General features: G+C 44.6%; 23 protein-coding genes and 2 pseudogenes. 14 read left to right on the forward strand and 11 right to left on the reverse strand.

Going from position 1 to position 22840, the window contains the following annotated elements:
* Positions 1 to 1090: 1090 nt before the first annotated feature.
* On the reverse strand, positions 1091 to 1819 hold the full coding sequence (locus ACI48J_RS13525; RefSeq protein ID WP_405078666.1) for an SDR family oxidoreductase: 729 nt from the start codon (positions 1817 to 1819) through the stop codon (positions 1091 to 1093).
* Between the two features lie 198 nt (positions 1820 to 2017).
* Here ACI48J_RS13525 and ACI48J_RS13530 point away from each other — a divergent pair, with 198 nt between their 5' ends.
* The 12 genes and pseudogenes from ACI48J_RS13530 (at position 2018) to ACI48J_RS13585 (ending at position 11423) form a co-directional block, all read left to right on the forward strand.
* Positions 2018 to 2362, forward strand: a complete 345-nt coding sequence (locus ACI48J_RS13530) for a helix-turn-helix domain-containing protein (RefSeq protein ID WP_250273257.1) — start codon at positions 2018 to 2020, stop codon at positions 2360 to 2362.
* 146 nt (positions 2363 to 2508) lie between these two features.
* Positions 2509 to 2709, forward strand: a pseudogene (locus ACI48J_RS13535) (tRNA-binding protein); the annotation flags it as partial.
* Positions 2710 to 3059: 350 nt separating this feature from the next.
* The gene (locus ACI48J_RS13540; RefSeq protein ID WP_405078667.1) at positions 3060 to 3449 is read left to right on the forward strand and encodes a glutamate ligase domain-containing protein; all 390 of its coding nucleotides are present in this window, start codon (positions 3060 to 3062) and stop codon (positions 3447 to 3449) included.
* A gap of 197 nt (positions 3450 to 3646) precedes the next feature.
* Positions 3647 to 3856, forward strand: a pseudogene (locus ACI48J_RS13545) (alpha/beta fold hydrolase); the annotation flags it as partial.
* Between the two features lie 552 nt (positions 3857 to 4408).
* The gene (aiiA, locus tag ACI48J_RS13550) at positions 4409 to 5167 is read left to right on the forward strand and encodes an N-acyl homoserine lactonase AiiA (protein WP_217563095.1); all 759 of its coding nucleotides are present in this window, start codon (positions 4409 to 4411) and stop codon (positions 5165 to 5167) included.
* Between the two features lie 14 nt (positions 5168 to 5181).
* Positions 5182 to 6492, forward strand: a complete 1311-nt coding sequence (locus ACI48J_RS13555; protein ID WP_405078669.1) for an MFS transporter — start codon at positions 5182 to 5184, stop codon at positions 6490 to 6492.
* A 36-nt stretch (positions 6493 to 6528) separates the two neighbouring features.
* Positions 6529 to 7917 (forward strand): amidase, encoded by a 1389-nt coding sequence (locus tag ACI48J_RS13560; protein ID WP_405078670.1) that lies wholly within the window; start codon positions 6529 to 6531, stop codon positions 7915 to 7917.
* A gap of 29 nt (positions 7918 to 7946) precedes the next feature.
* The gene (locus tag ACI48J_RS13565; protein WP_405078671.1) at positions 7947 to 8138 is read left to right on the forward strand and encodes a hypothetical protein; all 192 of its coding nucleotides are present in this window, start codon (positions 7947 to 7949) and stop codon (positions 8136 to 8138) included.
* A 153-nt stretch (positions 8139 to 8291) separates the two neighbouring features.
* Positions 8292 to 8909 carry a TetR/AcrR family transcriptional regulator gene (locus ACI48J_RS13570; RefSeq protein ID WP_405078672.1) on the forward strand — a complete coding sequence of 206 codons (618 nt, stop codon included), beginning with the start codon at positions 8292 to 8294 and terminating at the stop codon, positions 8907 to 8909.
* Positions 8910 to 9878: 969 nt separating this feature from the next.
* Positions 9879 to 10511 carry a hypothetical protein gene (locus ACI48J_RS13575; protein ID WP_405078673.1) on the forward strand — a complete coding sequence of 211 codons (633 nt, stop codon included), beginning with the start codon at positions 9879 to 9881 and terminating at the stop codon, positions 10509 to 10511.
* 12 nt (positions 10512 to 10523) lie between these two features.
* Complete coding sequence (locus ACI48J_RS13580) at positions 10524 to 10715, forward strand: hypothetical protein (protein ID WP_405078674.1); 192 nt, start codon at positions 10524 to 10526, stop codon at positions 10713 to 10715.
* Positions 10716 to 10760: 45 nt separating this feature from the next.
* A complete protein-coding gene (locus tag ACI48J_RS13585) occupies positions 10761 to 11423 on the forward strand; it encodes a hypothetical protein (protein WP_405078675.1) in 663 nt (220 codons plus the stop codon).
* A 1237-nt stretch (positions 11424 to 12660) separates the two neighbouring features.
* On the opposite strand, the gene ACI48J_RS13590 is transcribed toward ACI48J_RS13585, so the two are convergent.
* The 3 genes from ACI48J_RS13590 to ACI48J_RS13600 all read right to left on the reverse strand — a co-directional run bounded on the left by ACI48J_RS13590 (position 12661) and on the right by ACI48J_RS13600 (position 14693).
* Positions 12661 to 13605 carry a tyrosine-type recombinase/integrase gene (locus tag ACI48J_RS13590; RefSeq protein WP_405078677.1) on the reverse strand — a complete coding sequence of 315 codons (945 nt, stop codon included), beginning with the start codon at positions 13603 to 13605 and terminating at the stop codon, positions 12661 to 12663.
* A gap of 417 nt (positions 13606 to 14022) precedes the next feature.
* Positions 14023 to 14499: a VOC family protein gene (locus ACI48J_RS13595; RefSeq protein WP_405078678.1), complete on the reverse strand. Its 477-nt coding sequence runs from the start codon at positions 14497 to 14499 to the stop codon at positions 14023 to 14025.
* Between the two features lie 47 nt (positions 14500 to 14546).
* On the reverse strand, positions 14547 to 14693 hold the full coding sequence (locus ACI48J_RS13600) for a hypothetical protein (RefSeq protein ID WP_405078679.1): 147 nt from the start codon (positions 14691 to 14693) through the stop codon (positions 14547 to 14549).
* 356 nt (positions 14694 to 15049) lie between these two features.
* On the opposite strand from ACI48J_RS13600, the gene ACI48J_RS13605 reads away from it, so the two are divergent.
* Entirely contained in the window at positions 15050 to 16168 is a 1119-nt protein-coding gene (locus ACI48J_RS13605; RefSeq protein ID WP_405078680.1) for a mandelate racemase/muconate lactonizing enzyme family protein, read from the forward strand.
* A gap of 171 nt (positions 16169 to 16339) precedes the next feature.
* Here ACI48J_RS13605 and ACI48J_RS13610 read toward each other — a convergent pair whose 3' ends face one another.
* The 5 genes from ACI48J_RS13610 to cls form a co-directional block, all read right to left on the reverse strand.
* Positions 16340 to 17029 carry a hypothetical protein gene (locus tag ACI48J_RS13610; protein ID WP_405078682.1) on the reverse strand — a complete coding sequence of 230 codons (690 nt, stop codon included), beginning with the start codon at positions 17027 to 17029 and terminating at the stop codon, positions 16340 to 16342.
* On the reverse strand, positions 17026 to 17925 hold the full coding sequence (locus ACI48J_RS13615) for an ABC transporter ATP-binding protein (protein WP_405078684.1): 900 nt from the start codon (positions 17923 to 17925) through the stop codon (positions 17026 to 17028). Before ACI48J_RS13615 ends, ACI48J_RS13610 begins: the two co-directional genes overlap by 4 nt.
* Positions 17922 to 18311: a GntR family transcriptional regulator gene (locus tag ACI48J_RS13620; RefSeq protein ID WP_405078686.1), complete on the reverse strand. Its 390-nt coding sequence runs from the start codon at positions 18309 to 18311 to the stop codon at positions 17922 to 17924. Before ACI48J_RS13620 ends, ACI48J_RS13615 begins: the two co-directional genes overlap by 4 nt.
* Positions 18312 to 18501: 190 nt before the next feature.
* On the reverse strand, positions 18502 to 19218 hold the full coding sequence (locus ACI48J_RS13625; RefSeq protein ID WP_326051651.1) for a YebC/PmpR family DNA-binding transcriptional regulator: 717 nt from the start codon (positions 19216 to 19218) through the stop codon (positions 18502 to 18504).
* A 220-nt stretch (positions 19219 to 19438) separates the two neighbouring features.
* Positions 19439 to 20884 carry a cardiolipin synthase gene (cls, locus tag ACI48J_RS13630; RefSeq protein ID WP_405078688.1) on the reverse strand — a complete coding sequence of 482 codons (1446 nt, stop codon included), beginning with the start codon at positions 20882 to 20884 and terminating at the stop codon, positions 19439 to 19441.
* A gap of 214 nt (positions 20885 to 21098) precedes the next feature.
* On the opposite strand from cls, the gene ACI48J_RS13635 reads away from it, so the two are divergent.
* Positions 21099 to 21284, forward strand: a complete 186-nt coding sequence (locus ACI48J_RS13635; RefSeq protein WP_217557148.1) for a hypothetical protein — start codon at positions 21099 to 21101, stop codon at positions 21282 to 21284.
* Positions 21285 to 21371: 87 nt separating this feature from the next.
* Here ACI48J_RS13635 and ACI48J_RS13640 read toward each other — a convergent pair whose 3' ends face one another.
* Together ACI48J_RS13640 and ACI48J_RS13645 are read right to left on the reverse strand one after the other, a co-directional pair.
* Positions 21372 to 22004 carry a type 1 glutamine amidotransferase family protein gene (locus tag ACI48J_RS13640; RefSeq protein WP_405078689.1) on the reverse strand — a complete coding sequence of 211 codons (633 nt, stop codon included), beginning with the start codon at positions 22002 to 22004 and terminating at the stop codon, positions 21372 to 21374.
* Positions 22005 to 22281: 277 nt separating this feature from the next.
* On the reverse strand, positions 22282 to 22839 hold the full coding sequence (locus ACI48J_RS13645; RefSeq protein ID WP_326051654.1) for a hypothetical protein: 558 nt from the start codon (positions 22837 to 22839) through the stop codon (positions 22282 to 22284).
* Between the last annotated feature and the right edge of the window lies 1 nt (position 22840).

The following is a 22840-nucleotide window of genomic DNA, read 5'->3' on the forward strand; positions in this document are numbered from 1 at the left end:
CGGGGCAACGGGCTTATTCTGTTACTTGCTTGCGTGAGCAGACGGGTTAACGCTTTTGTCTGTCTGTAGAAAAAAGATGTCTGCAAGACCGTTGAAAAAGCTACCCACCCAAGTTATAACATCAAGTAACTTGTTTACTTGGGGGAGAATTTACAATAGTCGTCATTGACTGAGCGGGTTTGATTCTCCCTATGTTGGGGGGATTCTCGATGAGATCGCCCAATCCTACGAACATGAAGCAAGGTTGGCAAGATTCCGAAGCAAATATCTCAAAGAGACTTCGCGATTGAGTATTGTCTTTATGATGGACTTCTGCAGTTTTTAGAGTCTCAAAACGATGCGGTATCTGGAGGGGGACCTTTTGCTTGGGGAAGGCAAAAGCCCCCTCCGCCGTTTGGCGGAGGGGGTGGAATAAAGATAGCGAATAGAATACCCCTACAATTTTAAGAAGCATGCAACGACGGATTATATAATTATATGCATATTGATGAGTTATTGAGGCAGAGGAGATTGTGTTCTGCGGTAGCGAAATGGGCATAGGCTGTAGAGGTGGCACACAGTAGACCATCGGTTCCAGCTGCTTAGAAGATGTGAACAAACTACACGTTCAAGTATTAACTCTTTTGGGAGATTGGATTGGCGTTGCAGGGAAACCAATAACTATTCATGATATGACGGCTTCCGCCTAAGGTATGGCAACTTCGAATGCTCGTCACTCGGGTCAGAGGAGAAAGAACATAGCCCTATAGAAACCCGCGCTAGGCGCGTTTTTTTCATTTTAAAGGGTCAAGTTCACGTCCTTGGTCAGGTACAAGAATTTGACCCTATTGCCGATAGTGGACATGAACAAGTCCTTATAGCCGTGGACTACACAGAGAATCTATTCCGCTACTCTGGAGAGTGGGACGGGGTAACAGGTCTTCAGTATATGCGCAACCGCTGGTATGATCAAACAAAAGGATACCTTTCTCCAAATAGCTTTACGGAATACTCAGAAACTGCCCGGGTAAAATGGTACGGATAAGATGATGTATTAGAAATATTTATATCGGAATTATTGGATATTAAAGCTAACTTATTCCCTGTGTTTTTACCAAGGCACAACTCCATTTTCATCAAAAAAGCTACCAGTTGGACCATCATTATTGATTGTGGCAAGCTTAACCACACTGGAAGCTGCTTGTTCGACTGTGCGATAGCCAGTATTACCATTTAAATCGGTAGCTGTAAATCCAGGGCAAACCGAGTTGATTTTAATAGGAGTATCTCTTAATTCTTTAGCAAAGAAAACAGTTAAAGCATTTACAGCCGTTTTGGAACTATTGTAGGCGAGCGAATTCACATTATAAAATTCCGACGTTTGGTCTGAATTCAAAGTTAAGGAACCTAATCCGCTGGAAAGATTTACGATTCTTCCGGCAGAAGATTTTTTGAGCAATGGAAGTATTGCTTTAGTGACAGAAAATACGCCGAAAACGTTTGTCTCATATGTATTCTTGAGAACGGACAGTTCCAGTTCACTTGGAGGTGTATTGCCTTCAAAAAACACGCCTGCATTATTAATCAAGATATCAAGGTATCCATATTCTTGTTCAATCCATTCTACTGCGGAGAGAACGGATCTGGGGTTTGTGACATCAAGAACCACCGTTTTAGCTTTAATGTTCTCCGTTTCTAAAAACGTTACGGCCTCATGTCCTTTTTCTTCGCTTCTTGCTCCTATTAAAATCTCATACCCCATGTTTCCCAATTGTCTTGCTGTCTCAAAACCAATACCTTTGTTGCCACCTGTAATTAATACGATCTTGGATTTATTCATAAAATTGCCTCCCTAATCTATTTTCTAAAACCTGTACCTACGAAAATGTATTTAATTCTTATATTTGTCACTGCTATTTAGATTCTCTCATTGTAATCGAGACATATCTCCTTTCATTTCTGATATAGTTAATATAGTGGAAATGATTGATACTTGTAAGTACGCACATTTTTGTAACTTAATGAATGGAGTGGCAATATGGGATATGGATTAAAAGAATATGGCGATTGCAGTGAAGAGGTTATAAGGGCCTGCCCTGTTGAAATGGCTTTACATATGATAGGAGGAAAATGGAAGGGAATCATTATCGACATTTTATCCGAAAAATCGGTCAGATTTAATGAACTTAAACGATTAATACCAGGGATTTCACAACGAATGCTGACTTTACAACTCAGGGAACTCGAGGCGGATGGAATTGTGAAGAGGATAGTAGATGACACTGTGCCACCCAAAGTAGAATACTTCCTCACTGAACAAGGAAATAAATTGTCGAGTATCATCGATTCTATAAGAGTATGGGGAAAAGAGTTTCTATCCTAAGTCTGCGATCGGGAAGTCTTAGTGGATAGCCGTATACTTACTCTCTGCCGATAGATATGACGAACCAAAGAAGAATCTCTTTGAAGCTGGTGCTTTATATTTGTTTCAATGAATGCGGATGAAATTAATATGTAAGATGCGAACTAAGTTCCAGTGCGCAAATCACCAAGAAATATGCGGCTGAAAATATCGTCGGAAAACAAATCGTAGGCGTCGTCAATTTTCCACCGCGCCGCATAGCGGGATTCAATTCGGAAGTTTTGGTTCTGGGCGGACTGCCTGAACAGGGAGATGTCGTGCTGTTAAAGCCGGATTTCGATCTACCCAACGGAACGCAAATCAGATAATAAAGGCAAAACCCACCGTGCAAGGCGACAGCCTTACAGTGGGTTTTAATTTCTTAAATAACCCTGTATGATTTGTTATTACCACCCTTTCTTGTTCTCAATTATACAGTAATTGGAATTATTGGTTCTTATATGGACTCTTTAGAAATTTAAGCTAACGGGGAACGTTAGTTCAATGAAATAGCGACAGTCTAGGACTTTATTTTCTCGTCCTTGGCTGTCGCTGTTCCAATTTTTAAGGTCAGTCTAAAACTTATTTTATGAAGTCTGGGGGGGGAACAATTCGAAAAGTCGCATGGAATACGGACACCCAGATTTTCTTTTGACAGCATGCTCACGTAGGCCGAGTATTGCTGATCGCTGGTGGACGAGATAAGAGGGTACCGTTTGACGAGATGGCCAGGCTGCTGCCCGATCGTGTCAAGGTCTTGCTGTTGATCGGCGAAGCAGCCAGTCAAATCGAGATTGAGGCGCGTAAAGTGCCGAATTGCCCACATATTATCCGCTGTGAAGGCTTGGCTGAGGCAGTGGAGCAAGCGCACAAGCTGGCCGTACCGGGTGACACTGTGCTGTTGAGCCCTGCCTGCACTGCATTTGACCAATACCGAAACTTTGAAGAGCGTGGGCATCACTTTGTAGAATTAGTCAAACCAATTTACATTAGCGCTTATATGTTTGTCCGACCGAAATTTAACACCACAATCGATTTCCATGGAGGAGTTTTTGCCAACACACATTGAGCAGTATGGGAGGAAAGGGGGGCTAGCTGTCGGATGACAAGAACATATATCGTTTCCCGTAATTGAGGATTTTTCTCAAGACGAAAAGAGAACGATGTAAGTTAAGCGTAGAAAACACGACGTCCAGGCAGTAACGCAGGTGACTTATAGGAACCGGTGAAGTCCGCAGAAACGCCTTTATAAATGTGGTATAGGACAATTCTTTTGGCGGTTTGGCCGCCAGATTGTATGCAAGGCTTTATCCGCAGCTTATTACCGGCATCGTTCTGGTTAACGCTGCGCCTGAATATAAAGAGCTCGCATATGAAAAGGTTTTGCCTGAGAAGCTGGCTGCATAAAATAGGGAGTATTTCGAGAATCCTACGCTGAATCATGATAAGATCGATAAGGTACAGAGCTATAAGCAAAATTGCCGGGCAGGCATTATATTCTTCAAGATGACTCAGATATGGTGATAGAGGAGATACTGATTTAAAGATTTTGGTTGGCTGTTTGTGACTTGAACCATAATTTTGCTGCTGCGGCAAGGATATGCTTCCAAAAAAGAAGGCCTTTTATGGCCTTCTTTTTGGATTAGTTATTGAGGATTATTTGAAAAATGCTTTTGTAACTCTTCAAAAATTCCCCTAATATCTTCTACCTGTTTATCAAACACCTCAAAGTATTCGGTGGGAGAAATGTATAAATAAACAGATAAACACCCTAAGTTCCGTTTACTAAAACAAAGTCGGAACTTAGAGTGGAGTAGATGCTGATTCAAAGTAAGGCTTTGTGGATGCAGCAAAATAATATTCAAGTAAAGTAGGAAATTCACGCCCAAAAGGCTGTTTGGACAATTCGATCCAGCAGCTGATCGGCCTTATTTTCTGATGACGAATTGACAACGGACAAGTTGTCCTTATATAATAAATCCCGAACGGACAAGTTGTCCGAATTTATAGTGTGAAGGGTGAAACTGGATGTATGTCAAGAAGCTGAATTTTTTACCTGTAGGTGAATGTTTCCTAGATCAATCGGCAGTTAATCGAACCCTTGCCCCCGGAAAATTAGTCGGAATGCCTGTGTGGTCTTTTCTGTTGGAAACGACCAGCGGGCCGATACTCATCGATACGGGAATGCCAGACGCTTTTATCAACAATCCCGATTACTACAAGGGGACTAGACGTGAAGGGCGCGTCGTCCCCAACATGTCAGAAGGCGATTCGATCGTGAATGTGTTAAAGCGTGTCGGTTATCGACCTGACGATATTCAGATGGTCATTAGCTCCCATTTACATTTGGATCATTCTGGGGGAAACGGGCATTTCCGCAATACGCCGATCCTTATTCAAAGGGCAGAGTATGATGCGGCCATAGGCAACGAGGATTACTCTCCTTTAGAGTGCAGGCTGCCCGATTTACAATATCAAATCATTGAGGGTGACCATGAATTGATGCCGGGGGTTCAAATTTTCTTTACTCCAGGTCATTCCCCTGGCCATCAATCAGTCCTCGTCACAACGGAAAAGTCGGGTCCAGTGCTTCTGACGATTGATGTTGCTTATACTCGGGAGAACTTCGAGAGTAGCGTACCATTCTTGACATTCGATCAAGAGATGGCTGCCAAATCGATTACTCGCATGCAGGAGTTGATTGAGGATGTTCGGCCGTCCTATGTTTTCTTGGGACACGATAGAGATCAAGCGCAAACATGCCGCACCTTTCCTGACTTCCTGTAATGGAGGAATAGGCTATGGATACTCAATCAATGGCTTTATCCGGTAATGAGCGGAAATTAATGGGGACACTTTGCTTACTCATTATTTTCGGAAACATCAATATGACCATGTTTAACTTGGCTATACCCTCGATTTCCGCTGACTTTGCTCTGACCTCCTCGCAAGTAAGCTGGGTCATGGTCGGATATAGCATTTTGATGGCCATCGGCGCCGGTACTTACGGCAAGTTAACGGAGTCCTTTTCCTTCCGTCAGCTGTATGTCATTGGTTTAATCCTTTTTGCTTTCGGCTCTATGATCGGCTTCTTTGCAGCTTCATACTTGCAAGTCATTATTGGGAGATTAATGCAAGCAGCAGGGGCTTCGTCCATCTCACCCCTGTCTTATGCGGCAGTAACCCTATATTTTAAGCCTGCCGTCAAGGGACGGGTACTGGGAACGTTATCCGCCACAATTGCCTTTGCTTCCGGCTTCGGGCCTGTGTTCGGCGGTTTCGTGGAGCAATACTTTGGCTGGCGCGCTTTGTTCATCGTGTCCAGTCTAAGCCTATTTGTTATCCCTTTGGTATTCAAATATGTTCCAAGCAAGAAACACGACCGCGGTTCATTCGATATTCTCGGAGCTGTTTTGTTCTCCGCCGGACTGGCGTTTGTATTGCTAGGGGTTACTAACTATTGGTTTATGCTCATTGCAGGAGTAGCAGTTCTTCTATGGTTCGGTACTCATATTCAGAAAAAAGAAGATCCATTTATCGATGCATCTTTCATGAAAAATGCTCCTTACCGACGAATTCTAGGAATTGGATTTCTTACCTTCGTTTGCAACACGGGGTTAACCTTTACTTTTCCTGTCATGATGAAGAACGCCTTTCATTTACCGACTAGCAAAATCGGTCTACTGATGCTTCCCGGTGCTGCTTGCGCAGCCTTGCTCGGATCCCGGATCGGAGGTTGGACGGATCGTTTCGGAAGCTCCCGCGTGCTTGTCATATCGCAAAGTCTCGTCATCGGCGGATTTATACTGCTTGGTGTATCCGTACATTTGCCGCCATGGTTCGATGCTTTATTGATCATTATCCTTATGATTGGATTCAACGGTGTCCTCACCTCTAGCAGCAATTTAGTTCCGACGACACTCCGTTCGGCTGAGCTGGGTGTGGGGATGAGTATTTTCACGCTGGCCTATCTGCTAGGCGGAGCATTCGGTCCTGCACTGGTCAGCCGACTGATTGATTTAAAGATACCTTTTTCTGTTGTATATTTTACCATTGCCCTGTTGGCAATCCTGACATACTTATTGGCAAGAAAAACAAATCCTAGCGGGTAGACGGACGACTTGTCCGAAGATAGGGAGGATGACGAGATGAGTAAATTAAATTCCCAACTGTCCTTTGCTGCTATTCATGAGCTGGCCGAAGGGATCCGGACAAGGAAAATATCCCCGGTAGAGATTACGGAACATGCACTTCATCGCATCGAACGTTTGAATCCGAAACTGAACGTTTTCGTTACCCAAACGGCCGAGCTGGCGGTTGAACAAGCGAAGCAAACGGAACGCGATATTATGCATGGTCGGTACAAAGGGCCCCTTCACGGGATTCCCATCGTTCATAAGGATCTATATTACACTAAAGGGATCCGAACAACTGCCGGTTCAAAAATATTAAACAGCTTCGTCCCCGATTACGATTCGACGGTTGCAACTAAGCTACATGAGGCTGGAACAGTTCTGCTAGGCAAAGTACAGACTCACGAGTTCGCTGCGGGATTGACAACAACTAGCCCGCACTTCGGTCCTTGCCTCAATCCGTGGAACACTGAACTTGTACCGGGAGGTTCAAGCGGCGGCTCGGCTTCTGCTTTGGCGGCTGGACTTGCTTATCTGGGAACAGGCTCGGATACCGGAGGATCGATCCGCATACCCGCCGCATTGTGCGGCGTCGTAGGAATGAAGCCGACGTACGGTCGGGTCAGCCGGTATGGTATCATTCCAATGGCCTGGTCATTGGACCACTCGGGTCCGTTGACCCGAAGCGTCATGGATGCGTCCCTGTGCTTGGATGTGATGTCAGGCTTCGATCCGAAGGATGAATCGACGGTCGATCTGCCTGCGCCAGGTATCAAGATGTATCCGAATGGTCTCAGGGGTGTACGTATCGGATTGCCGACAAGCTACTATTACGAGGATTTGATGCCGGAAGTAGAAGCTGCGATGAAGGCCGCTATCAATAAATTCCGTGAACTGGGAGCGGAAATCATCGAAGTCAGCCTACCCATGATCAAACATGCCCAAAGCGCGACGATGGCCATTATGATGACGGAGATGTTCTCGAATCACGAGAAGTGGCTTGAGACAGATTTGGAACAGTATGGTCCGGATGTCCGAATGTTTCTTGAAAGCAGCAGAGATATTCCGGCTTCCATTTACCTCCAGTCTCAGCGGGCCCGGCAATTAATTGTCAATGATTTTTTGAATGCATTGTCCGGAATCGACATCTTGTTGACGCCGGCAACACCGATCACTGCGCCGCGTGCAGATGATACTACTGGTGTATTCAGATTGAACTCATTTACGGTTCCGACCAATTTGACCGGCTTGCCTAGCCTGAGCATGCCTTGCGGCTTCTCACCTTCCGGTCTGCCGATTAATATGCAATTGATTGGCCGCCCCTTCGAAGAAGCGACAGTACTAGGTATCGGCAATACTTATGAGATGAATACCGACTGGTACAAGAGACATCCGGATTTGTAAGCATGACTAAATTTAATGGAGGGTATCCTATGGAACAGAAGCAACTTAACTCTGAAGTTAACAGGAAATCATCGACCGAAACCGGAACAGATACGACGAGCGACAACAAAAAAGCGTACGAGCAGTTTATTCCTACGATCGCAAGTTTGAAGGAACTGGACCTATCGGGCATTGAACCGCATTTGCCTCCCATTCACAAAAGGTACTACACCAACAAATAAAAAAAGAACATCGGTCCCCCAAATGAATGTATTTTTAATTTTTCACGAATTGAATTATAATATGATTTAACGGACAACATGTCCAATACACGAAAAACGGACATATTGTCCGTTTTTCGTATTAAATAACAGTTAAATTAATGATGAAGGGAGATGTTTATAGTGAATTCAGAATCGCAATCCGCCTCTCCGAAAATTCCCAGAGAGGAGTTAAACCGAAGACGAATTTTGGCGTCAGCTAGAGAACTTTTCATCAAAAACGGTGTTGACAATGTCAATATGCATCAGATTGCGAAGACTGCTGGAGTCGGACAAGCAAGCCTATACCGCCGCTACTCGGATAAGGGCGACATCTGTCAGGAGATCGCGTGTGAAGAATACCAACCCTTGTTTGATGAAGTTCAAGCATTTCTTGATCAATCCCCAGAAACCGCTGCCTTGGACCGGCTTTACCATGTAATCGTAAGATATGTTTCTTTTTTAGAGGCGAAAGTTCCTTGGCTCTGTGAGGTCAGTCGGGCCTCAACCGGGCACCGTCCGTTACAATCTCCCTTATGTCAATGGATGCGCAATATAAGCAGAAATCTGCTAAATGAGGCCGTTGAACGGGGAGACGTATCCGGGGTGGACATTCCATATACCATTGAAGCCCTGCTGGCCGTGCTTCACAATATCGATTACCATCTCCAAGATGAAGGCTTTACGAGCCAACGAGTTCTTGATGGTTTACAACGCATATTTATCGAAGGTTTAAAAGCTCATAGACATTAATTGAGGGGCTGGCCCAAAGCCACACAACATGCAGAACTACGCAGCTTACAATGACAAAGGAGAAGGCGTTGGTCATGATCTAGAGTCAGTTGTACGTCAAGGTCAATCCCTAGCAACGGAAGGCTAGTCGTTACGGTTACGGGGAATTCAGTAACTTTTACGGGAGATGTAGAAAAGGCAACCTATTACTCTGCATCAGAACCAGCTTTATTGAAGAAAATAACGGAAACAGTGTGTGACAACTGTCGGATGACAAGAACATATATGCTTAAAAGTCGCGTAGCAGCGGCTTTTTTTATTTTAACGATATAAGTTCTTGTCACAAGTCAGTGACAAGAACTTATATCGTTTGCCGTATTGGGACAAGAACATGTATCATTTGCCGTAATTGAAATCCTTATCAATTAATTGTTACATGGATTCGCATGGAGTGGAGCTATGCCTCTGAAGCCGAACGGGATCCGCGTTTCCCGGTCTACTTTGAAGATAACACACAACCCCTTATTCGGTAGATAGTTGGGAAACGGCCTTTCGCTTGAGGACGTGGATCGAGACTGTTCCGGTCACTTGCTTGTTTAAGAATAATGGTTAAGGAGTGTTAGTAGCTCGGCCGTACAGATTCCCAAGAAATTACGGGAAGTTAATAGGTATCCAAACGGAGAAGAGCATACGGAGCGGGTCTAAGAATGGTCCATAGGAACTCGAAGCTGAAGATTGATTTACGTTGGAGAAGATTTACTGAAAGAATGCAAGACGTTCATGTGTAAGTACCTTGCTTTCCCCACACTAGATGCCGTTTGCAGTGTGCCTTAACAAGTTCATATGATACAGTTGCTTTTTTCTGAAATATGTATTTAATTATAGATAAACGTGAGAAAGTCTAATAAACTCATGGTAATTTTCAAATAGAAATTTTGATTCCTTCTAGAAAGATAATCGAATATAGACGATCGAAGGGAGTAGTTATGATTGGCTTATAGCATTTCCAGAACTACACGACATGGTTGGATGGACGTCTCTGAAAGAATCTTACCTGCACCATTGCTTAAAAAGCGGATCATCATTGAAACGCTAGACGAACGAGGTGAAGTCATCGCTGCTTCAGAGGCTGCAGAAGTGGATAAAGATAGCTTTTTGGCTCTACTATTTGCAAAATATGGTCCCGCTTTTATCCTCAAGGAGCTACACCCTAAATTATTTTCTGAAGAGGAGTTTGAGTACGCTGTAGAGCTAATTGAGCTCGAGTACGATTTAATCCCGAGTCACGACAATATTATGGAGATTCGCGCTTTGTTTGATGCACATGGTCACAACAAAGTAAAATTAGCACAAGACATGGCTTGCGGGATGTCGGCGTGGGGAGACGGATACTTTATGGTTACCCCGAAAAATCCATATTTCCGGAAAATGTTTACTTTCGAAGAAGCATTAGAATTTATAAATAAACGAAAAGGGCTTTATTACGCAATCGATAAACTAGGAAATAGACGATATGATTTTATAGATGAGCCAACAAAAAAGCAGATAACATATCAACAAAATAAAAACGGGAATCAAGTTGTATTTTTAAGTTTTGCTGACTGGAAGTTACATAAAGTATAAAGGGGGAAGACAATGGATTGGGCAGAAGTTATTGCAATTTCAAAAATAGCAACACTAGTCAGCGAGCAAAAAATTATTCGGACCGATGATAACTCGGTTTGGGATAAAATACTTTCAAGCGCAGGACAAAGTGAATTATATGATCACTATAAAGAAAATCTGCTGCCTTACACTTACAATGGGAAATATCAGAATCCCAATTGAAGGTTTGATGAATTTTTCACGGCCATCAGAAACATTCTCAAGACAGTGTATCTTGAATCGGAAGAGAATGGGGAGTTCCAAAAACTCATTGAGGCGATCTTCGATTCCATCGACTTTAACCTTATCCTAATAGGGGACCTTGAGAGCTTAGAAGAAGGCTATTACTATAAAAATTTCAAGCAATATATGGAACGTATAGATGATCGGCTAGCGAAAATAGCGATAGAAAATATGGCAACCTTGGCTTACAAGGAATTCATTTTAAACCTCAACATTTTAAATTTGAACATCCAGTATGAGAACCATAAGCTGCAGCTGCGTCCCTTGCCCGAAGATGTAGAACATGCTAATCAAACAACTAATGTCATCATGTCATGGCTGAAACGTGATCATCCAGCCATAGCGGATGCCTATAAAGAGGTTTTGGAATCCTACTCAAACGGTCACCCAGCATCATGTATTTCCAACTGCTGGGCCATCATGACAGGCTTGTTCTCGGAATCAAAGGACGAACAGACTAAGTGGGCGAATGGGCTACGAAACGTTAGTACGGATCAAAATATCGAAAACGTAACGGTAAAGGATATCATAGGCAATAGAGCAAATCGAAGCTTCAATTATCCTAGATTTCGACTGATGTATAGCCTCTACGTTATGACCTGCGACCTGGGATCGAACAATCCGGCACTTCTTCGAAAGTTCAAATGAATTTTACGAAAGTCTTTGCGGTCTATTATTTTTTGCAACTCAGTTCACCCCACAATAAGGGCAAAAGGGGTTCCCCAATAATTTAGATAAGTTGTCCGCTTTAATATTTTTTTCGCAGCATTTCATTTGCATGACTTCCAAATCGTCATTTTCTACAAGTAATCGTGGTTCCTTGAGCGGCAGATTCCGATATGATGTTTTAACATTTATAAATTTGTTTCCTTTGAATGACTTACCAAAGTTCTTTAATAAATCGTTGAGTTGACGGTTCAATTCGTTTTCGGCAATCATAGCATGTTCGGTAATGTCTTTGGTATAAAAGGACGACGGAGGGCTAGGCAAGCCACAATAAGGGCAAAAGAGCTCGATTATGGTGTCGTCTTGAGCTTCTTCGGGATGTAGTTTGAATGTCTCCGTGCAATGGGGGCATTCAAAAGAAGAGAAACCTTCTACATCAGATTGTTTTCTAATCGTATAATTTATTAGTATGCTAATCCAACTTTTCTATTATAAGGAATTACTTTAAGTGTATCAAAAATGCAGTAAGTGTGAAATGCATATGTCTGTAATTTTTCATTAGAAGGAAGGAAAATAAAAAGCCGATGATCATCAAGATTATGAAGATCTCGGCTTTTTTTGAACACAAAAGTTAAAGGGATTTGGAACATAGGTTCCCATGATATGGTATAATGAGAAACTGATAATTTCAAGAAATGGGCAGAGAAGCACCAATATACCAAGCTGATCTTCATACCTCAATACAGTCTCGAAAGTTTCTGAAAACATTCAGTTTATTAATATCATGATGACGGATCAAACAAACAAGCTTCAAAACCTATTGGACATACAGGTATCTGCTAAGTCTAAATCGACTTTTTTGAAGAAGGTTGTTGGTGAAAGTATTTAATCAAAGCTACGGTCAGGAAAGCTTAGTAAATCAAGTGATATATGAACTTTATATACATATGTATAAAATACGGATTTTGTGAAGTAGCACGTATGAACTAACTGTATTGTGTATGTTGTTGTGTCCTTTGTTGGATCGTCCTGTTGGATCGTCCTATCTATCACGAATATCACGAAACATGTTTTGTTTTTCTCTACAAGATGATTCATCTTTCCATTCTTGCGGATCAAAACAATAAAAGCCGCTTAATTGGCGGCTATTATTTAAGCGGACTTTTAAGCGGCCTGAGCATTTGGTATGTGCATATGCATTCAACTCATTCGGCCATAATTATCCAATTGCTTCCATTGGTATGTTAACGGAAGCCATCGCACTTTTCTTTTGCTCATCATTTACATGCGTATAGAGCGCAGTGGTTTCAATGGATGAATGCCCCATAAGTTCCTTCACGATTCGAATATCATGTCCTTTTTTTAGCATCATTGTTGCAAAAGAGTGTCGCAGCTTATGGCAGGATAAATTCATGTCCGTTACCTTCGGATTTTTCTCCTTAAAAGCTGAAAAAGTCTGGTTAGCGATCTTCTGGATCTGCCTGATCGAGAGTCGTCTTCCCTTTTGTGATACAAAAAAGGCGTTTTCTTTTTGGCTATAAGGAGTAAGCCGCTCCTCCTCCAAGACTCTGCTTAAATAGTCTTTAAGCATATCAGGCAGTGGGATTTCATTCCATTTCCTCCCCTTACCGAACACTTCGATAGTTCCTTTTGCCTTTTTGAAGTTTAAGAGATTCAATCGGTGCACTTCACCTACTCGTAACCCGCAATAACCCATTAGCAGAAATATGGCGATATTTCGATTCCGATACCTTCCGTTAATATACTCCAGGCTTTGTACCAGTTCATCTTCCTCAAGATATACGGGCTTCTTATTTTTCTCGGTCTTGGATTTTTTCACTTCCAAGGCGGGATTCTTCGTTGCCAACTCAAAGTCGATTAGAGCGCTGTAAAAGGATCTTATTGCGGAAAGCGACCGATTTCTTGTAGACTCACCGGCCGTTTTTTGCTTAGAAACAAGAAAGTTGATAACGTCTATCTTGCCGGCTTCTTCAACTGGACTCCCTTCTAAGGATTGAAGAAAGCTCAGTACCTCCCTGGAATACTCTTTTTGCGTTGCTTCGGTATATCCGGAATGTTTCATCCATAATGAAAATGCACGGATCTGCTCCGCATATCTCGCTTTGATTTCATCGCTATACTTCAAGGTGCGTTTTCCCTCCATCAATAAGTGCTCACCGGTACATCCGGGTTATTTCTAAATGCTAGACCGACAATAGCAAATCAATTTTTCGCCGTTTCCTAAAAAACTACCAGAATACCACTTTTGATGACAAAAGAAGCCCTACACTTGGTCGCTAATAAAAGTAAAAATCGATTTAAAAGGAAAGTGCGCCAAATATGTATTTGGCGCACTTATTATAACACATTTTTACCTTAGTTTTCTTTATAGATTAGACATTCCTTAACGGATCTGCTCGTTAGCGCAAACAAGGCTGCCAATCGTGATGGCAGCCACGTCTTAGATAGTTATTAAGCTATCGTGTCCCTTTAGTTTAATCGTGTGACAAATTCAAGCAGGCGGCCGGTAAGTTCTGGCACAGCGCTTGCATGCGATGCTGTCAAAGGTCATGCCACCCGCTTATTTCTCGTAAGCCTGTTTCAATGCCTGGATATCGATTTTATCCATTTGCAGCATCGCTTGTGAGACGTTATTTGCTTTTCGGGCATCCTTGTCTGCCAGCAGCTCGCCGAGGATCGATGGAACGATCTGCCACGACAAGCCGAACTTGTCCTTCAGCCAGCCGCACCGGCCAGGTTTCCCTCCATCAGCGGTGAGCTTCCCCCACAGATCGTCAACTTCCTCCTGCGTCGTGCAGTTCACGAAGAACGAAACAGCTTCGTTAAACTTGAAGTGCGGGCCGGCGTTTAACACCATGAACCGCTGCCCCTCCAGCTCGAAAGTCGCGGACATCAGCGTGCCTTTCGAAAACGGCGCTCCGTCTCCATAACGGGTAACGTTCAAGGTTTTCGCATTTTTGAACACCGAGCTGTAGAAGCCGATGGCTTCTTCCGCGTTGTCGTTGAACCACAAGAAAGGGGTAATTTTGTTTTGCATGACCATTCATCTCCTTAGTTATCCACCGTTTTAATTTTCTTCCATCCTTAAACGATGAGCTGGCCGATGCTTACGGCGAACTTGTCGAGCGACTGTTTCATGCCCATAACGGCGTATTTGGACATTTGGCCCGGCGACCATTCGCGTTCAGTGATCGTCAGTTCTGTCCGGGCGTCACCCAGGTAACTCTTCACAATCGGCAAGCATCTCCAGGATGCTGCGGCGTGTTGGATCTGCCAATGCGGAAAATATATCGTCAGGCATACATCTTGTTCCTTCCCCTCCTAATATAGGATAATGTTTTCTCCTGTTTTCTCGCAACTTTGATACCATATTATATGTTATGTAAACAATGTTCTTTTCCCTGTTACCGCCTGAACCTAGGCTCACATCCGATATGACAGAAGCAAAAACGGGTGCCGTGCCCGTATTCACGCCAGTGTATTTGATTCAACCCGGGTTAATTTACAGTTTCATTCCAGTTACCGACATAAAACGGTAACCACGCGACATACTAAGCCGTAACAACAAGTTTAGGGGGATAATTTGCTTGCTCATCCATAAAATCGAAACCTTTCCGCTCTTCTATCGTCTTCCCGCCGCATATGGAGATGCCAACGGCATTAAATCATACAGAACCACTTATTTGTTCCGGATAACTACGGATACCGGCGTCGAAGGTTGGGGGGAATGTGTGGATTGGCTGCCGACCTTGCATAAAGGTTTTCAGGAACGAATCATTCCTTATTTGATCGGTAAACCGGTCGTTGACAGAAGCAAATTGGTTCTGGCTTTAAAAAAGTGGCATTCGCGCGCAGCCGCGGCTGTTAGTATGGCTTTAACAGAAATTCTGGCGAAATCGAGCGGTTTGTCCGTATGCGACCTGTGGGGCGGAAAATATCGGGATAAAGTACCCGTCTATGCCTCGTTTCAATCCTATTCAGCAGAACCGGATTGGCATAAACATTCACTGGAAGCCATTAATCAAACGGTTACACAAGGATTTAACAGGATCAAGATAAAAATAGGCGGTAAATCAATCGCTGAGGATCAACGCCATGTCCTGTCCGTACAAAACTTGCTGCAAGGAAACACGAGTTTGGCTCTGGACGCCAATCAAAGTTATGATGTGGCGGCAGCTCTTCAGTGGAAGACTTTGCTTGAGAAATGGCCCAATCTCCTGTGGATGGAAGAGCCGCTCCAAATTAAATATATCGCTGAATATACCGTATTAAGAAGCCGGTTGCTTGTTCCCTTGGCCGGAGGCGAGAACATTAAAACGGGGTCCGATTTCATTCCCCTCCTTTCGCATCATGCTTTGGATTATATCACTCCAGATCCCATGCATATTACAGGGATAGACGAGTACAGGGAGACATTAAGCCTCGCCAGAAAATTTGGCATTCGTGCAACGCCTCATGCTTATGACGGTGCATTAACACGCTTATATGCTTTATATGCTCAAGCCTGCTTGGAACCATGGAGCAAAATGGATACGGACATGATCGAACCTGTGGAATGGGATGTTATGGACAACCCGTTCAACCGATTGATTTCGGTTCAACCTACCAATGGTGAAATAGCCATTCCATACGGCATCGGAACCGGAATTGAAATCGACTTGGACATGCTGGCATTTTATCAATGGGACGGAAGCAGTTACGGCTAGTCCAAGAGAAAGATATAACAGCCTGTGCTATTCTTAGTTCTTGTCTTTTCCTATGTCCACATAACCTCTGAAAATAACATAATTTATATTATGTAAACTATATGATTCCTCCCTCCATGTCCGCCAAACAAAAAGACGCCCGATAACGGACGTCCTGCAAACGATCTTGGATCAAGCGCTCGCTCTTCTAAGCAGAAAATACGAAGCAGCGGCAAATAACAGCGTTAAGGGAAACAGCCAAAAAGCTAATTGTACAGCCGTATGCCCGGCTATCCAACTGAAAATCGCCCCCCACCATCCGTTGGCGGTACAGAGTAAAGCCAGTATCGTAAGGATTAGGAAAAGAACCACCATCAGGATGAACGTACCTTTTCCTCCGAATTTGCGCTGAAAGCTCCCGATTACAAAACCGGCAAATAGATTGTAGAGAAGCAGGCTAAAATAAATAATGAACTGCGCCAAAATCGATCCGTCGGTCACATAAGGCAAATGAAAGAAATGCAGATTGGTTCCCCAATTGCCGGTCCCTACCTCCAGCACAGATAACAACAGAATCAGTAGAGCGGTCAGCACGGACACACCCGTAAACATGAGCAGAGTACCATTATAATAATCGGTACGCCGTACACTGAATCCTAGTGCAAACGGAAACGTCTGCGCGGCGGTGAAAATGCCTCCGATAAACAAGCAGACAAAGATGGAGACCATACCGCCGGTATAGATCTCAACGCCTCCCGTAAGCCGGCTCACGAGGTAATTAATGAGAAAATTCCCCAGTAGGATCCCGCCGAAAATATACAGCCATAACACCTTATTCCGATAATGTATACTCATAATTCCCGATAAACGCTGCAAATTCATGACCCCTTCACCCCCTCTTCCTCCAAATTGGTCTTCGTCAGGTAAATGATCAGCTGCTGCAGGGAAACCGGCGCAATTTCAAGCCCCATATCTGTGGCCAGCAGCTTAGCCCTGGATTCGGAATCCCCCATAATCGTGACGGAAAGCATAGACCCGAACGGTTCCCGGTGGATCACTTCTTTTCCTTTTACGAAAGATTCAACGCCGGCAGCCGGACCGACCACGGTATAAGCCATTCCTCGCAGTTCTTCCGTTTCGGCGTCAAGGATCAGTTTGCCGCTGTCAATGACAATGACATGCTCCAACAGCCGGCTTACCTCGTCGATCAGATGTGTGGATAAAATGACCGTGCGCGGATACCTCGTATAGTCCTCGATTAACCGGTCGTAGAAAAGACTCCGCGCCACGGCATCCAGGCCCAAATAAGGCTCGTCGAAAATAGTAAGCGGCGAGCGGCTGGCAAGCCCGACTACAACGCCGACCGAGGAAAGCATGCCTCTGGACAGCTTTTTGAGGTTACGCTTAAGCGGGAGTCTGAAGTCCCGGATCAGCGCCTCCGCGTAATCGCCGTCCCAATTCGGAAAAACAGCCGCCGCCACTTTTAACACATCCGCTACCCGAAAGTTATCGGGGTATTTCTGGCTTTCTTTGATAAAGCAGATCTGCTTCATGACATCGTAATTTTCATAAGGAGGCTGACCAAAAACCTTCACTTCCCCGCTCGTAGGAAACATTTGCGCGGTAACCATTTGCATGACCGTCGTTTTGCCCGCCCCGTTTCTTCCGAGCAGACCGTAAATTTTGTCCGCTTCTATGGAAAAACTGATTCCGTCGACCGCCTTAACCTCATTGTACGTTTTCGTAAGCCGGTTGACTTCCACTACAACTTCTTTCATCCGCTTCTATCCCCTTTCCGGATCATCTCGATCAGATGCTCGGTTGTAATACCGAGTTTCTCTGCTTCTTGTACCATCGAGACAACGAATTGCTCATAAAATTGAGTTTTCCGCTTCTCCATCAATCCTTGTCGTGCTCCCTCAGCAACGAACATGCCGATCCCCCGCTTCTTGTATAAAATGCCTTGGTCCACCAGCAAGTTAACACCTTTGGCCGCCGTTGCCGGATTAATCTGGTAGAACGATGCGAATTGATTAGTTGAAGGAACCTGGGTTTCCTCTGGCAGCCGCTGCTCAATGATGTCATCTTCGATCTTTTCCGCGATTTGCATAAATATAGGACGGCTGTCATCAATTCTGAACGACACTTTTATCACCACTCTCATATTTCGAGCTTTATTGGTTAGTTACTCATGTAATTAACCATACAAGAGAAAAGGTACCCCGTCAATAGGCACCTGTCATTTTTACAATCGAGATACATAATAATAATTATGTAAACATTTTTAGAAACATTTTAAAAAACATCCACTCAAACGCAAAAAAAACCGCCCGAAGGCGGCTTGTAAACGGTTATTATCCAAGGTCTACGTTGTGATAAACCTGCTGGACATCTTCCAGGTCTTCCAGGACATCAATCAATTTTTCAAACTGGGCCTGCGCGTCTTCCGGCAGTTCCAGATCGTTTTGCGCGAGCATCGTTAATTCCGCTACGGTGAATTCGGTGACTCCCGCGTTTTTGAACGCTTCTTGTACCGCATGGAACTGATCGGATTCCGCATAAACGATAACGGTATCTTCTTCCTCGATGATATCGCGGACATCCAAATCCGCTTCCATCAAGAGTTCCAGCACTTCCTCGGAAGACTTGCCCTGCACGCCGAAAACAGCCGTAGGATCGAACATATAAGTAACCGATCCGCTGACGCCCATGCTGCCTCCATTTTTGTTAAAAGCGGAACGCACTTCCGAAGCGGTTCGGTTTACGTTGTTGGTCAGCGCATCGACAATCACCATCGAACCGTTAGGCCCGAAACCTTCGTAACGAAGCGTGTCGTAGCTTTCCTCTCCTCCGCCTTTCGCCTTTTCGATCGCGCGGTCGATAATGGCTTTCGGCACCATGTATGTTTTTGCACGCTCAAGAACGACCTTCAGAGCACGATTGGATTCCGGATCAGGCTCGCCCTGTTTGGCAGCCACGTAAATCTCGCGGCCGAATTTCGCGTAAATCCGGCTGGTGCTTGCGTCTTTCGACGCTTTTTTCTCTTTTATATTGTTCCACTTACGGCCCATTAATGATCCCACTCACTTTCAGAAAGGTATTTACCGAGGATGGCAGCGGTGGAAGCCGAACTTCCGTCTTAGTAAGTGCTGCCTCTATTATAACGTGTATATTATATATCTAATCGGACCTCTTGAACAAGTTCGAATCCTTTCAAAATCGTCTGAAGCCCGCTCCGCCGCTGTCTTGAAAACACAAAAACCCGCCGAAAACGCGGGTCTTTCTCTTGCGCTATAGAATCGGAGAAACCAGGCGGGCTGCCGATTCCTTGATACGGTCCAGGAGAGAACGGGCTTTGTACATATCGGGCGTAAACTGCGAACAGTACAGCATGTCCTCCTCGAAAATAAGCCTCTGCCGCGTAGCGGTCCGGGTGTCAAACAGAAAAGCGTTGACTTCAAAATTCAGCTTAAAGCTGCGCATATCGAGATTGGCCGTCCCGACCGAAGCGACTTTGCCGTCGATAACGATTGTTTTGGCATGGAGGAATCCTTTCTCGTACAAGTATCCTTTCACACCCAAATTGAGCAGTTCTCCCAGATAGGATTTGGTGGCCCAGTAAACCATTTTATGATCGGGAATCGACGGGATCATGATCCGGATATCCACGCCCGACAGCGCGGCCATTTTCAAAGCGGTCAGAAGGCTCTCGTCCGGCACGAAATACGGAGTTTGGATAAAAATGCTTTCTTTGGCCGCATAGATCATTTTCAAATATCCGTTACGGATTTGTTCCAGTTCATTATCGGGACCGCTTGATACGATCTGGATGCCTACCGACCCGTGATGCTTGATTAAAGGATAGTAGCGCGGTACCGCCTTGAGGTAGTGAGAAGACGCCAGATTCCAGTCCATAAAGAATTGGGCCTGCATCTGCAGAACGGCGCTGCCCGTTACTTTCAGGTGTGTATCGCGCCAGTCGCCGAACCGCTCGTTGATGCCGAGGTATTCGTCGCCGATATTAAATCCGCCGATATAGCCGGTCATGCCGTCAATGATCGCCAGCTTCCGGTGATTCCGGTAATTGACGCGGAAATTCAGGTACGGAATACGGGAAGGGAAGAAAATCGCCACTTCTCCGCCCGCATCCAGCAGGGGCTTGTAAAACTGACGGGGAAGCCAAGAGCTGCCGATATCGTCGAAAAGAAAGCGGACCTCGACGCCTTCTTTCGCTTTCTCCGCAAGCGCCTCGATTATTCTGCGCCCGAGCCGGTCGTCTTTGACGATGTAATACATCAGGTGAATGTGGCTCTGCGCTTCTTTAATCGACGCCAGCAGAGAGGCGAATTTGTCGTTGCCGTCCGTAAAAATTTCGACTTCGTTGTCCTGGGTATAAACCGCGGAACTGCTGGTCAAGTTCATATAAATGAGATCCTGATAATCGGCCATAGCCGGATCGGTGTATCTCACCTGGCTTTCACGGAAGCCTCTGCGCTGGGATTCGATCAGATTGTCGATATCTTTCTGATTAAATTCCTTCAGCTTGTAAATTTTGCGCCGGCTCATGTTCTGTCCGAAGATCAAGTAAAGGATAAATCCTATTCCGGGCAAAAAAATCAGAACCATCACCCAGGCCCACGTAACGCTGGCGTTCCTCTTCTCCATGAACACGACAGCCAGGGCAAACAGAAAGTTCAATAGAGGAACAAAAGAATAAAGCTTCATCAGGATGTCCAAAGATGCGTACCTCCATTTAACTAAGGGATCCGGGAATATTTTGGTTGCCGGTCCCTTTCCTGATCATACATCATTTTGGATGAAATCGAAAAGTTTATCCCGCATTCTTTTCGAAAAAATGGTCGTTTGCGAAGGATTCTTGACGTTCGCACCTGCAAACATGCTAAAATAACATGTCGAAAGGCACAATTTTTGCGGAAAGGTGCGGACCGTCATGCGAACAGAAGATCAAGTCCAGAGAAAGTTAACGGAGTTAAATAAACAGAAGCAATCGGTGCAGGAGCGCTTGAACAGCGACCCGGAGAACGATTTCCTGAAAGCGCAGTTGGAGAAACTGGAAGATATGACGCTAATGCTGGAATGGGTGCTTAACGCGCCGACAGGCAGCTATCATAGTTAACCTCGTGAACTAAAAAAAGAGCAGGCGTATACCGCGCCTGTTCTTTTTGCTGCCGCGCTCCGTACAAGCGCCCGGTTCTTTTGGGGTTTATCTATTTATTGAATTCATTAACTGGAAGAAGTATTCGGGCTTATGCGTTTTGTTCAGCTGATACCAGGCATGCAAGGTATCCGGTTCAAATACATCTAATTTCTTCAACACTTCCCTCGCGAATTCCAGAGGAGCTACTCCTGATGCGGTAACCAAATTCTCACCGGACACTGCTGGTCCCGCTTCATAAAACTTTTCTCCTTTATACGCAGGACAGACCCCTTTAATATACGCTAAGTCATTGCTTGTATGCTTTCTGGAGTCCAGGTATCCCATATTCGCCAGTCCCTCGGTTGCGCCACAAATGGCAGCGACAATAACCCCAAGCTTTAAAGCTTCGCCTGTTTTTCTCAAGATAGGTTGATGAATATTTTCTCCCCAAGTATTCCCTCCAGGTAAAATGAATAAATCTTTACTCTCAAGTGTCCACTCATCAAGGGAAATATCCGGTAACAGGTTCAGCCCTCCCATCGTAGTAATCCTTTCTTTAGTAGCTCCTACCGTAACTACTTTTAAAGGCGTTAAACCCTTTTTGAAAAATCTTCCCGTGTTTAGTTCGGCAATCAAATAACCATATTCCCAGTCTGACATCGTATTAAATACATAAAGATACACCTTTTTTGTTTGCATCCCATAACACTCCAATCGCAATTGATATAGCCTATTATAAAATCCCTTCCCTGACAGCTACCGTCAGGGAAGAAATCTCTTTTTCACAAAGGGGCAGCAACAGAAATAGGCAGATTTAAAAAACACGAAGCAAATCTTCCCGAAGATGCCCCGAAAAGCTCAAAAAAAAGCTCCCGGAACATTCCGGAAGCCGCTGATCGCTAATCATTTGAAGCTTTGTTGCCGTCTGTTATTTATGATGAACATGTTGATGGGGAAGGTGCAAGACCGTTCGATTTCACATAAATATCTCTTTTCTTAATTTCCTGCGCGAATGCCGTAAAATCAGCTCCGCATCAAAAAGCTCGTGAACCAGAAAACAGACGGAGCCGCTGCACGTAAGCTGATATTCTTTCACGGGAAAAAGATCCGCTTTGAGCTTAATCGGGTGGAAACAGACGTCAGCGCTTCGGTTGTTCTCATAGCCCGCGTACAGGATTTCCCGCTTCGTTTCCAGGCTGTCAATCAGCTTCTCCAGATGAAGTTCCTCGCGGTTCATCCCGTCCAGCGCGCCTTCCGGCAGCGCCTCCAGATGAGCGTAAATCGCCTTATGAAGAATGGTCTCTTCCCTGTATCGGTAAGAACTGACTCTGCGCAGCAGCGGGCTTGTCTGTCCGAAGACGGCGCGAGGCTTTTTATGTAAGCTTTTAGAGGGGATCAGCACCTGTTCGACGACTTCCTCGCTCAATTGTTCTTGAAGGATGATTTCCAGCATCTTAATGGATGAGCCTTCCGAATGCATAAGCAGGTCAAACAAATAACGCTCGTTGCCCCACATCGACCACTCTTTCTCCACT

This window comes from Paenibacillus chitinolyticus, from assembly GCF_045038035.1.
In the GTDB taxonomy this organism is placed as follows: domain Bacteria; phylum Bacillota; class Bacilli; order Paenibacillales; family NBRC-103111; genus Paenibacillus_F; species Paenibacillus_F chitinolyticus_A.